Source organism: Patescibacteria group bacterium, assembly GCA_035549555.1.
Lineage (GTDB): Bacteria > Patescibacteriota > Microgenomatia > UBA8517 > UBA8517 > Co84-156.
On record DASZQR010000004.1, the window covers coordinates 49,938 to 63,163 of the forward strand.

At 34.9% G+C, this 13,226-nt stretch carries 10 protein-coding genes; 3 read left to right on the top strand and 7 right to left on the bottom strand.

Annotated elements, in window-relative coordinates; translation table 11 throughout:
* Nucleotide 1: 1 nt before the first annotated feature.
* The 7 genes from VG895_00390 to ccrA all read right to left on the bottom strand — a co-directional run bounded on the left by VG895_00390 (nucleotide 2) and on the right by ccrA (nucleotide 6,721).
* Nucleotides 2-997 carry a ketoacyl-ACP synthase III gene (locus tag VG895_00390; GenBank protein HWA51500.1) on the bottom strand — a complete coding sequence of 332 codons (996 nt, stop codon included), beginning with the start codon at nucleotides 995-997 and terminating at the stop codon, nucleotides 2-4.
* On the bottom strand, nucleotides 994-1,770 hold the full coding sequence (locus tag VG895_00395; GenBank protein HWA51501.1) for an SDR family oxidoreductase: 777 nt from the start codon (nucleotides 1,768-1,770) through the stop codon (nucleotides 994-996). Before VG895_00395 ends, VG895_00390 begins: the two co-directional genes overlap by 4 nt.
* Nucleotides 1,770-2,006 carry a phosphopantetheine-binding protein gene (locus VG895_00400; GenBank protein HWA51502.1) on the bottom strand — a complete coding sequence of 79 codons (237 nt, stop codon included), beginning with the start codon at nucleotides 2,004-2,006 and terminating at the stop codon, nucleotides 1,770-1,772. Before VG895_00400 ends, VG895_00395 begins: the two co-directional genes overlap by 1 nt.
* Entirely contained in the window at nucleotides 1,999-3,342 is a 1,344-nt protein-coding gene (locus VG895_00405; GenBank protein ID HWA51503.1) for an acyltransferase domain-containing protein, read from the bottom strand. The genes VG895_00400 and VG895_00405 overlap by 8 nt, the downstream gene beginning before the upstream one ends.
* Nucleotides 3,343-3,425: 83 nt before the next feature.
* Nucleotides 3,426-4,208: a helix-turn-helix transcriptional regulator gene (locus VG895_00410; protein ID HWA51504.1), complete on the bottom strand. Its 783-nt coding sequence runs from the start codon at nucleotides 4,206-4,208 to the stop codon at nucleotides 3,426-3,428.
* Between the two features lie 87 nt (nucleotides 4,209-4,295).
* A complete protein-coding gene (locus tag VG895_00415) occupies nucleotides 4,296-5,513 on the bottom strand; it encodes a multidrug effflux MFS transporter (protein HWA51505.1) in 1,218 nt (405 codons plus the stop codon).
* A gap of 23 nt (nucleotides 5,514-5,536) precedes the next feature.
* Nucleotides 5,537-6,721, bottom strand: a complete 1,185-nt coding sequence (gene ccrA / locus VG895_00420; GenBank protein HWA51506.1) for a crotonyl-CoA carboxylase/reductase — start codon at nucleotides 6,719-6,721, stop codon at nucleotides 5,537-5,539.
* 73 nt (nucleotides 6,722-6,794) lie between these two features.
* On the opposite strand from ccrA, the gene VG895_00425 reads away from it, so the two are divergent.
* The 3 genes from VG895_00425 (at nucleotide 6,795) to VG895_00435 (ending at nucleotide 13,149) form a co-directional block, all read left to right on the top strand.
* Nucleotides 6,795-8,729, top strand: coding sequence for a non-ribosomal peptide synthetase (locus VG895_00425; protein ID HWA51507.1), 1,935 nt, complete (start codon nucleotides 6,795-6,797; stop codon nucleotides 8,727-8,729).
* On the top strand, nucleotides 8,726-12,118 hold the full coding sequence (locus tag VG895_00430) for a beta-ketoacyl synthase N-terminal-like domain-containing protein (protein ID HWA51508.1): 3,393 nt from the start codon (nucleotides 8,726-8,728) through the stop codon (nucleotides 12,116-12,118). The genes VG895_00425 and VG895_00430 overlap by 4 nt, the downstream gene beginning before the upstream one ends.
* A 605-nt stretch (nucleotides 12,119-12,723) precedes the next feature.
* Entirely contained in the window at nucleotides 12,724-13,149 is a 426-nt protein-coding gene (locus VG895_00435) for a hypothetical protein (protein ID HWA51509.1), read from the top strand.
* Nucleotides 13,150-13,226 lie beyond the last annotated feature (77 nt).

Here is a 13,226-nt window from a genome sequence, read left to right on the forward strand (position 1 = left end):
ATTATTCTCCTAGAAAAGGATGAACGATAACGCTACCCCATGAATAACCCACCCCAAAACCAACTAGCATGATTTTCAAATGGGATGATAATTTTTTTTCGGCTTGAGCGCAATGGAGGGCAATGGGAATACTGGAGGAAACCGTATTACCAAAATTTTCAATTGAAATATAGAATTTATCTTTAGGAATTTTAATTTTTTCTCTTAAGTGTTCTAAAATAAATTGATTAGCTTGATGGAAAATAAATAAATCAATTTCTTCAATTTTTAATCCTCCTTTTTTTAAGGTATTGTTAATTAACTGAGGAATATTATTTATAATAAATAGAAAAATTTCTGATCCATTCATATATAAAAATTCATTTGCAAAGGATTGCCTTTTGTAATAGCGCGTTCCTCCTTTCTTTAGGATTAAATTTTTTGCTCCTGAACCATCAGTTCCAAAAAGTGGTTCACTGATGTAATTATCATTTTGGATCGATTTTTTTTTACTAATTAAGGTAGCTGATGCTCCATCACTAAAGATAGTACGAGTACTGACATCTGTTGGATCTAAGTATTTGGTATAAGTATCGGCAGTTAATAATAAAATATTGGTGGCTTGATTGGTTTCAATTAAGCCTTTAGCTAGCCCTAGCCCATATATATAACCTGAGCAGCCTAAATTAAAATCTAATGCGCCACAGAATTTAGGTAAATTAAGTCTATCCTGAAGAAGACAAGCGGAGGTGGGAAGAAGATAATCGGGAGATTGAGTGCAAAGTAAAATAAAGTCAATTTCTTCTCGAGAGATAACTTGCGTGGCAAAGAGCTTTTCAGCTGCCTTAAACGCCAAGTCCGAAGCGCAAATATCATCAGACGCAATATATCTGACCGAAATCCCAGTTTTATTTTTTATTTTATCCGCAGGCCATTCAGGAAAAATTGCGCTAATTTCATTATTTTTTAACACTGTTTCTGGCAAATAAAATTCAATAGCTTGAATAAATGCTTTCATGATTCAATAACCTTGTGCGCGGAAAATCCACCGTCCACAATAAAAGATGATCCGGTGATCCATTTACTGGCATCAGCAATTAAAAAAGCAGCCATATTAGCAATATCAATCGGTTCACCTATACCTAATAGGTGCGATGCTTCCCAATTTTTTCGTTGATTACAAGACATTTGCTTTAAAGCATTTTGAGTCATCTGTGTATTTACCAGTCCTGGAATAATGCAGTTCACTCTAATTTTTTGTCGAGATAACTCGACAGATAATGATTTAGTTAATGAAATGATTGCTCCTTTAGTTGCTGCGTATAATGCTAGACCGGATTGACCGAATAGTGCGGTGACTGAACTCATGAGTACACAGGCGGCAGGTTGAGCACTAATATTTTTTTGGCGAAAAAATTTCATTAATAAGCAAGAAGATATTAAATTAGATTGGAGGGCAGCTTGGATAATTTCCAAACTGGTAAATTGCAGAGGAACAGTAGTTTGTATTCCCGCTGCGTGTACTAAACCATCCAATGGTTTCGTTTTATTACATACTTTTGTGAGTGTATCAAAGGCCATGTCGTAATTCGTTAAATCTAATTCTAAAGTGATATGTTCATTATGTTGCATCATACTTTCTGTTTGTTTCAATCTTTTGCTATCACGGCCAATTAAAATAGCTTTAGCCCCTAATTTACTAAGCAAAATCGCAGTTTCTCGTCCTATACCTGAGGAAGCCCCGGTAACAAGAATAGTTTTTCCAGCTAAGCTTAAAGGATTATGGCTCATTAATTAGTTCCCACTCTTTCAGAGACTTTAAAGTAGAGATTATTAACAGTTCCAATTGAAAGCATTTCACTAAGGGTCAGATTTAGGCCAAAATTCTTATCTAACATAGCGATTAAGCCTAATAAAGACAACGAATCTATCAAAGTTGATCCTACTAAATCCTCTTCGCCTTTAAGCGTATTAGCCGGTAATTCACAGATTTCTTCTATTTTAAATAAAAAATGAGTTTTATTCATGGTTGGCCTCTGAGTTGTTAATAAAATTTGGTAAATTTGATTTTAAACGTTTATAACCTGAATCAAATTTCTTCCAATCGATCGTAATGCCTTTAATGTATAGCTCACATAAAGCATTTCCTAGACTTTTCCAGTCCGGTTGGCCCATATGTAAACTAGACAACCAGGTTAATTGTGTTTCACTGAGAGACTGTTTGCCTAAAGTGATTAGCAATGGCTTGGATCCAATTTCTACAAAAGCATCTATATTATTTTCTTGCAAAGTTTCTAGTCCTTTACTGAATTTAACTGTTTCGCAAAGTTGCCGGCACCAATATTCATTTTGGATAGGAATTTCAGGAGATATAAAATTGCCTGTTAAATTAGAGACTATCTTGATTTCAGGTAGTGAGAAAGCCACGGTATTTAATGATCTTCTAAAATCAGGAAGGATTGGGGCCATTTCCGCTGAATGTCCGGCTCTTGTGATATTCAACATTTGTACTTCTATTCCTTCTTCAACCAAACGCTTTTTAGCGACTTCGATAAATATTTTGCGTCCAGAAAGTGTGGTATTATATGGGCTGTTCTCAGCTGCAATAGCTACATGATCTAGTAAATTTTTTAATACCTTCTTGATAGTCGTTATATTCGTTAAGGCGGCAACCATCGCTACATTTTCAGGGAGTTTTTGCATTAACCCACCGCGTTCACCGACAAGCTTTAAACTGTCTTTCAGATTAATCATTTTAGCTTTATATGCTGCGGCATACTCCCCAAGGCTATGACCCATGACTGCATCTGGAATAATGCCCCAAGATTCCCATAAACGAGACAAAGCCACTTCGATGCTGAATATACTGACTTGAGTATGGAGAATTTCGTTGATTGATTCTCCATTTTTTAAATACAAGATATCAATAAGTGAAATATTGAATAGTTCTTCTAAAATTTCATGACATTGGTCTATAGTATGACGGAATATGGAATTACTTAAGTATAATTGTTTGGTCATCCCTGTATATTGCGAACCAGCTCCAGTGTATAAAAAAGCAATTTTCTTGAGTTGTGGAAAAGATTTTAAATTTTGTTTCTGTACATGTTTTTTTAGCAATTCGCCACATTCAGTTCCTGTTTGCGCACATATTGCTAAGCGATAAGAATAATGATTTTGAAGTAAATTAGAGTTATAACAAAAATCAGCGAAATTGATCTCGGGATGTGTCAACAGATAATTCATGTATTTTTCTATTACTTCCAACAAGTTCTGTAGGGATTTAGCGCTAATCGTTAAAACGTGCCAATCTCTATCTTCCTGAAGAGGCAATAAAGAAAGATTTGTTATAGGTTTACTCATTACTCTTTACCTTCAATGAATTTGTAGAAATTATTAATTACTTGAGTAAGGAGTGCAACCGTGAAAAATACGGGGTGAAAAGATTAATCGATCAGCAAGATGTGAGGCATGACGGATTCAAGTTTAGGGATGATGTTAGATTTTCGGTAGCACCCTAATTTTTCTCGAATCATATTCAAACGATCTTCAACTGTACGTGGAGAGAGCGATAAAGCTTTAGCAATTTCTTTAACAGTAAGACTTTTTCGTAAATATTTGATGCACTCTATTTCTTTTAGGGTCAAATGTAGCTCTGTTTTGTTTAAATTAGGATTTTTATCGAAAGTGTCTTTATAAACTAGATTAGAATTAATTTCTAGAGGATAATGATCACTAGGAGGGACTATTAATTTTTTTTCCATTGACCAAGCTAAATTATTGGCTTTTTCTTTAAAATAAGCCGCAAAACTTCTTAAAGCGTCTAAGTTATTAAGATAAAAACTGATAGCTTGATGGTTCTCTCGCATGGAAGTATAGGTAAAATATTCCGTAATGAGATTAATTTTATGAACAAAAGTAATGCCGTTAGCCATTCCAAAGTTGTTGTACGCGCTGGAAACAACTGGTTGGGATAAAGCTTCAGACCAAAGATAAAAATAACTTTTCTGGGATGGATCTTTTGCGGTTGGTATAAAGATAGGGTATTGCGCGCTAACAAAATGCTGATACCATTCTGGGTTAGTTAAAAAGCATCGAAAATTCCCTTTTTCATCTAGGGAACCAAAACTAAAATAATTTAAACGATTTTCAATAAAAAAACGAGTACACACTGACTGTGCAAATTTTGCATTTTCGTTAAAATTTTTTAATCGATCCTGATTCTCCATTTGAATCCTTCATCAATTTATTAAACCTCTTATAATTAGAAAGAATAGTCAACTAAGGATTCCAAGTCAATTAGTTATTTAGGTTTTTTAGTTGTATGGATCTGAATTCATCTTTAATTGTTTTTTTTCAGTTTTAAATCTGATTACTTTTAATAAAATAAGGGTTGCTAAGCTGAGTAAGATAACCATAAATATGGCTAAACGAGAAACTGAGCCATGCGTTAAAATATTAACTAGGGCGGCTGCAAGAGAAGCAGCTATGAGTGGGAAAAAACCAATTAAACTAGATACGGAACCAGATTGACTCGCTGGAAATTGAGCCATGGCTTCGGTCCAGGACAATGAACCAGTGAAACCATATCCTGCTGTCATGATCGCTGCAGGTAGGATGATCTGAAGAGCGTAATAATAATGAGTTATACCGATCAAATATAACACAATTCCGCCAAAAATAGAAATGAGCAAGCCTATGAGCATTAATAGATCTTTACTGTATTTATCCATTAGGCGCTTCGTTAAATAAGCGGCGCCAACAAAGCTTATAATCGGAATAATATAAAAATTGCCAATTTGAATAGTTGAATAGCCTAAGGTGTGGAATATAAATGGAGAAGCAGTGATATAGGCAAAATAGGAAGCATCGACGGCACAACGGGTAAGCAAATACCCAGAAAAGCATTTGTTGCGCAATATGTCTAAGTAATTTTTAATTATTTTAAATGGATGTAAATCCTCTTTAGCTGGGGAGCTAGTTTGTTTTACCGCGAAAAATTTCCATATTCCTATTAAAATCAATATTCCTAAAATAAAAATGAAGATAAATACGGATCTCCAACCCAAAAATTTTGATAAATTTCCGCCGATTACTGGTGCAATTGCAGGCGAAACTGCTAATATAGGACTCATAATCAAATAAACGTGAGCAGCTTTTTGTGAATCGTAATTTTTAGTAACAGCGGCGCGAGAAATGACTGCTGCAAAGCCTGCGCCGCAAGCTTGAAAAAATCTGGCTATAATCATGACTTCGATAGAGGTTGTTATGGCGCAAATTAAAGTTGCGATAAGGAAAATGGTGACAGATACTATTCCGATAGCTTTTAGATTATAAAAATCAACAAATGGGCCAATTAAAAATTGTGAAGCTGCGGTTCCGAGCAAAAATACGCTAAGAGTCATTTGAATCAAAGAGGTGCTACTATCAAAGTATTGCTGAATGAGGGGTAATGCTGGTAAATAAATATCGGATGGTAATAAGCATAACATTCCCATTGCAATACTTAGAGTAATAAAAATTGCTGATTTCATAAGTTTTCCTCAAATAGAGCATTTCAAACACTAACTTCTACAGCCATGCATCCTGAAAGCTGTTGATTGTCTTTCATCAGTTGATGGGCCAGAGGCAGATCTTGCCATTTATAAACTTTTCCGAGATAAGGCTTGATTTTCCCTTGACAGACTAATTCATTAGCGGAAAAAGCTTCTAAAGTGGAGGCAAAATGTGAACCTTGAATCCGTTTCTGATGCATCCAACCATAGGCTGCATCCATACTTAAATTAAATCCCGATGTCGCTCCACAGTAAACAACTAAACCACCTTTTTTAGCAATGTAGCAACTTACTGGAAAGGTTTTCTCTCCTACATGCTCAATCACTATGTCTATTTCATTGCCTGTACCAATAATGTCCCAAATAGCTTTTTTAAATTTTTTTACCTTACTCATATAAGTTAAATAATCGCTTGATCCTACATTAGGCATTATTCCCCAACAGTCAAAATTATTCCTATTGATAAAACTCTTAGCGCCGATTTGTAAGCAAAATTGTCCACGCTCCTCTGAAGACACTACTGCAATTGGATTGGCATTCGCATTTTTAACAATTTGAATTGCCATTGTTCCTATACCCCCTGAAGCACCCCAAATTAGCACATTCTGTGAAGATCGTAAGGTATGTGGGTAATGGCCTAATAACATTCTCCATGCGGTTGCTAGCACCAACGTATAACTTGCTGCTTCGGCCCAACTCAGCTCCTTGGGTTTGGGTAAAATTTGATAAGGCTTTACCACTGTAAATTCTGCGAATGATCCATAAGGGGTTTCATACCCCCATATTTTTTGGTAGGGGCAAAGCATAGGGTCTCCACCATTACATTGAACACAATGGCCACAATATTGACCACAGTGTAAAACGATATGGTCACCCTCTTTAAAATGTAATGTTTTTTTATCCAGTGCTTCTCCGATTTTCCAAACAATTCCAGAGGCATCGCTACCCGCAATATGAAAATTTTTGCCATGAAAGAACGTAGGCGAGTAAGGACTACCTAATGCGGCCCATACGCCGTTATAATTAATTCCCGCAGCCATGACCTTTATCAATACCTCATTAGCTCCTAATGGAGGAAGATCAACGCGTTCTTCCTTAAAAGCATTAATGGGTTCTCCGTGATGAGCGGGTCTTAACACATAAGCTAGCATTTGAGCAGGGATGGTTTTGTCAGATATTGTAATCATAACGTATATATTACATTCTTTCTCAATGAAGTAAACCGTAGTTTTCACGGTTAAAAACTTTTAAATTTAAGGTATGATTATTTCTAGTTTTTCGATTCAAGGCACAGGAGCATCTATGAGAGGTTCAGAGAAAATAAACGAACTTTCACTTGCTGAAAATACTGTTTCAGAATTATTTCACTGGCAAGCGAAACGTAATCCTACCGGAATTTCTGCAGTTTACAAAGGAAAATTTCTAACTTATGAAGAACTAGATCAAAAATCTACTATTCTATCAATGATAATCCGTGATTATTACGATCCTAATCAAGGTGAATTTATTGTAGCTATGCTTATGGAAAGAGATCTGAATATGATAATTAGTATCTTAGCTATTTTAAAGGCAGGTGGTGCTTTTTTGCCTTTAGATACTGAATACCCATCTGATAGAATCAGTTATATTCTTTCTGATGCTAAACCACATTTATTGCTGACTCATAAAAATTTAATTGATAAATTAAAAGGAACTATCTGTTGTCCTATTTTAAAAGCTGATGATATTGCTAACATAAAATATAATTCAAATTCTCAATTAGAAAAATTCTTTTCTCAGAAGTTAAATTATATTATTTACACTTCTGGTTCCACCGGCAATCCAAAAGGCGTAATGGTAGAGAAAAGAAGTTTAATGAATTATTTGAAATGGGCGAATAAATATTTAAATGTTAAGCTAGGAGATAGGTTTGATTGCTCTTCTTCATTGGCTTTTGATTTTACAATAACAACCCTCCTGCTGCCTGTGATATCTGGTGCAACTATAATATTTTGTGATGAAAAAACAAAGCGTGATCCCTGTAAGTACTTAAAGCATTTGGAAAAATATAGAATTAATATTGTAAAACTAGTGCCTACTTTTTTTAATTTATTGTGTGATTTACAAAACAACTGTTCTTTAGTGGCATTACAATCTATTGTTTTGGGTGGAGAAAATGCAAGTTCAACTCATGTTAAAAAATGGTTGCATAAATATCCTTGTCACAAAATTTATAATGAATATGGCCCTACTGAAACGACCGTTGGCGTGACATTATCTACTTATGGTTTTGGAGAAACTTTTGATGACATTACAATTGGTTGCCCAGGACTGAATACTAGAATATATGTGCTAGACGAATTTTTACAGCCACTTCAACCAATGACTATCGGAGAAATATTTATTTCGGGACATTGTGTAGCTCGCGGTTATCTCAATTGCCCGGAATTAACTGCCGAAAAATTTATCCCTAATCCATTTTCTATGCTGGAAGAGGGTTACTCAGTAATATATAAAACTGGAGATTTAGGTTGTCTTCTAGAAAATGGTTCATTTAAGTATATAGGCCGAATAGATGATCAAATAAAAATAAATGGCTATAGAGTAGAGTTGGGGGAAGTGGAGAGGTTGTTAAATCAGCATTCCCAGATCAATCAGGCTGTAGTTTTTCCTATAACAGAAGGCGGTATTAAATCATTAGTTGCTTATTGTACATCAGTAAGTAATGAGGAATTAACGATAACCGAACTAAGAGATTATTTGGCGTCATCGTTGCCATATTATATGATTCCTTATAAATTCACATTTATACCAAAATTTCCTTTGACTATAAATGGAAAAGTAGACAAGACAAAACTTCTAGAAAATTATTCTACCGATGTCATCAATGATTCTCCAGGCTATTTAAACATAGAATATGATCTGATTGCTCTATTGAAAGATTTGCTGAAAATGGAAGAGCTTGATCGTGATGCAAATTTTTTCGATTTAGGAGCGAATTCGTTGTTAATAGCTAAACTATATAATTGTTTGCGGACTAAGGGTTACCATTTGGATATGCTAACTATTTTTCAGTATCCTACCGTTAATCTTCTCATTAAAAAAATTAATTCTCCATCAATTAACGATGCTGAAAGACATTTCAATTTAGCCGTGAATAAAGGTCGATACACTTCTCGATGCTGTTCTTTAACTAATGATAGAGTGAATATATGAAAACTACAGAACAAAATTTTTTAGAGTCAGATATTGCGATTGTCGGCATGTCAGGTAGATTCCCTGGAGCCAAAAACATTAATCTTTTTTGGAAAATGCTTTGTAATGGTACTGAAGGGTTGGAGCAAGTTTCACTTTCCGATCTTAAAAATTCGGGTATTCCGGATGAATATATAACGCATAAAGATTATGTTAGGGTCTGTGGGGTATTACCTGAGTATGATCAATTTGATGCCGGTTTTTTTGGATATAGTAGCGAAGAAGCTATGATGCTTGATCCGCAATATAGGATTTTTCTTGAAGAATCGTGGTCTGCGTTGGAAAATGCTGGATATAACCCAGAAAATTATTCTGGAAAAATCGGTGTATTTGCTGGTTGTAAGCATAATCCAATTTCCTATCTTAATTTTCTTTTACAAAGTGATTCAAGCCAGGAACTTAGTCCATTTGAAGTTGGTGTCCTTGCAGAAACTTCTCAACTGGCCACACGCGTTTCTTATGAGCTTAATCTAACTGGGCCTAGCATTCAAATTCAAACGGCTTGTTCTACTTCTCTAGTCGCTATTCACTTGGCATGTATGAGTCTATTAAATAATGATTGTGATATGGCATTAGCTGGTGGAATTACTTTATTGCTGCCTCCGGCAGTCGGTTACCTGTATAAAGAGGGTTTGGTATATTCTCCAGATGGGAAATGTAGAGCTTTTGATAAAAATGCTTCAGGAACTGTTATGACCAGTGGCGTGGGTATCATTGTGCTAAAACGATTACAAGATGCACTAAGTGAGGGAGATCATATAGAAGCGATTATTAAATCTACTGCAGTCAATAACGATGGTAGACGGAAGATAGGTTTTACAGCGCCCAGTATTTCTGGTCAAGTGGAAGCCATTAGAACGGCTATCAGTTTAGCTCAGGTACCTATCGAAACCATTACTCATATTGAAGCGCATGGTACTGGTACGATCATCGGTGATCCTATTGAAGTCAGCGCGTTAACGCAAGCTTTTCGCGCCTATACGCAAAAAAATAATTTTTGTACATTAGGGTCAATTAAATCCAATATCGGCCATCTTGATGTGGCGGCAGGTGTTGCTGGAGTGATTAAAGTGGTGCTAGCACTAAAACATAAGACTCTACCGGCAAGTATTAATTTTTCGGAACCGAATCCTAACATTGATTTTGAATGTTCTCCATTTTATATGAACTTAACGACGACAGACTGGGAAAAGCAAGATTCTCATATTCCTTATCGCGCTGCTGTAAATTCTTTAGGTGTAGGAGGGACTAATGCACATTTAATCATGGAAGAAGCGCCAGGTATTAAAAAATTAAAGCCAAATACTCGCTCGAAAATTATTTGTATTTCAGCTAAATCCGTTAATTCATTGAATAAAAATTTTTCCAATTTGCTAGATTATTTTTTAGACCACAAGTTCGATAATTTAGATGATGTGGCTTTTACTTTACAAGTTGGCCGGAAGCATTTTCAAAATAGAATATGCATAATTTGCAAAGACATAGAAGATGCTATAGAGAAAATTGCAAAAGAAGAATTTATGATTAATACAAAAAAAAATGTTCCGAATTTTAGAAAAATAACATTTGTTTTGTCTAATGTTAAATCTGTAAATATAAAAAATATAGAAACAATGATGCGTGACCATCTTTTTTATAAAAGCTCGATTGAAAACTGTTTAAATATTTTAAAAAACATGAACATTAATATAGATATTCAAGATTCATTTTCACCTCTTGCCAAGTTTGTAGGTGAATATGCTTTAGCTTGTTTTTTAATAGGTTTAAATATTATTCCTGAAAAAATGATTGCTGTAGGGTTTGGGGAATGTCTGGCTGCTTGTTTAACTGGAGTTATTTCTTTATCGAATGCCTTAAATTTAGTAAATATATTATCTTGTTTTAAAAAAAATAATTCCTCTTTGGAGCATTTTTCAATGGAATTTGCGAAGTTTAAATTTGCTGACTCAAAAGACACTTGGATTTCAAAAAAATTGAATAGAAAAGTTTCAATAAGTGAAATAAAAGATTACTCTTATTGGTATAATCAGGTTTTAAATGATTCTTCAATTGAACTAGAAGATAGTCAATTGTCTGAAAGTGTTGCAATTGACTTAATGGAACAAATAAATAATGGAACCGTGTTATCTACTATTGCCAAATTATATATTGAAAATGTTGATATCAATTTTGCAGCTCTTCACTTTCAGGAAATAAGAAATAGATTACTTTTGCCCACTTATGAATTTGATCGGAAAATTCTGTGGCCTAAGCTGAAGCAAAATAATACACCTGGGCTCCCTATTTCTATGCCTAAAAGATTCTCTGTTGATAAACAGTTCTCTGCTCAAGAAATATCGGAGCAACTTAATGAAATTTGGCTCAGTATTTTTGATGAAAAAAATTTAAATCTGCAGAGTAGTTTCTTAGGTTTAGGTGGCAACTCTCTTCGAGCGTTAAGAATGATTGAAAAAATTAATCGAACATTTACATTGGAGCTACCCGTTACATGGGTTTATTTTAACGATAATGTATTAAAGCAAACCCATGAGCTTGCACGAATTTTGGAGCTTAATAATAACGAGCAGGTTAGTCGATCAAATTATCTTCCGCAAGGTATTATAGCTTTTAATCAGATGCCTAGTGTTTCGCCTCTATTTCTAGTTCATCCTTCCCAGGCAGGGGCAGAAGTTTATTATAATCTAGCTAAGAAGCTCAAGGATACCTTCTCTGTTTATGGTATAGAATCACATAACTTGAATTGCATGCCCTCTGAGTGTATAGATTCACTTGAATTGCTAGCCAGTCATTATATAAATAAACTTAAAGAAATTCAGCCTCGAGGAGAATATGTTTTAGGTGGTTGGTCGATGGGTGGGGTGATTGCTTATGAAATGGCCAAGCAATTGATTAAACAGGGAGATAAAGTCATTAATTTGTATTTGCTTGATTCAGCAGTTACTATTTTGTGTCCTGAAGAAATTTATCACGCAGCAATTCCTGAGATGATAAAGTTGATTCCAGAAAATATACTTCCTACCAGTTATGGGCGCCGATTACAAGAGTTAATCCCAAGAGAATTAGAAATGTTGGCTCGCTATAACAAATATGAGGAGTATACTCCTCCAGCTACTTTATTTAAAGCGAATAAGCTTATAAGAAAACACAATGTGAATATGCATAATGACGAATGGGTAGATTGCAATCGATTATATGAGTTATTATTAACAGAAGACTCGAATGGATGGAAAAAATACATGAAGAACTTAACTGTAGTTAACTTAGCATGTTCCCACGAAACTATTCTCTCCAATGATGCCCTGGGTGTTATCGTTGAGCATATCATGCAGGATATAAAAGTTGGTAGTTGACTGTCATAGCTCCAGAACATAAGGCAAATGCTGTTGCCAAGTTATTAAGCTGGAGAAATAACAGTGATTAGAATAATACTCATTCATGATCATATAGAGTAAATTTTCTATCAAGCCATAGTATATGGAAAATACCTTTATTTTTGTAGCCCACCATTACAGCTTTTCCAAAAAACCTAAAGGATATAAAAAAATCAACCCCCCGGAGGAACCTCTGATGGAATTCCAGATTGTATAGAGGTTTTATGATTACTCTTATCTCAAGATTCTAACGTAGAGTTGATGTTCGTTTTCAAATTAATCCTCCGATAAAACTGAAGTGCAAATGAAGTGCAAATGTAATGCACGGGAATAGTACACCATATACAATCAGAAACAAGAGGATTTTTTATAACAACTTGAAATTACAGGAAAATTTGTTGATGGTTGTTCATGGTGGTTTACTGAGGAATATGTTAAATTTGCCTTCACACGGCAGGGGTCAGTGGTTCGATCCCACTATCGCCCACCAAGTTGTTACTTTCCATTTGTCGATGCATTATCTCTGCTTGAAAAGACTAATAGCCCATTCTTTCCCGAAGACCAAGAAAAATTAGAGGTTGAACATGGAAAAATTAAGCAATGAATCTACCCTCGGGTTTGTTGGAATATTTGCCTGGTGTATTATATCTGCGGTAGCTTTTGTCTTTACTGCTTTGCTTGAGATGAAAATTGATGCAACTTTGCTTTGTTTCGGAATTTTTTTGATAGCGGCTATATTCTTTCTTCTCTCACGCTTAAATAATTTGGCTTCATTAAAGAAAAAATGTAAATCGCAATTTTTAAACTTATTGATTATCAATATCACAACTTTTGGTTGTTGGTTTTTAAGTATCTTTCCTCTGCAGTATATGGAACCATCTGTAGCCCAGTCAATTCTAGCGGCTGCGGTACCTATAGCTACATTAATAATCGGGATTATGTTGTACCGCGTTGCCTCATCATTTTACCTAACTTTAGGAGGCTCCAACGTTGACTCAGAAATCACCTAACCCAAATAAGTAAAAATTTTATAGTAATATTATCAATATTATCTGTGGGCGAAGTGTGGGTAAGGTTGTGGGCGACA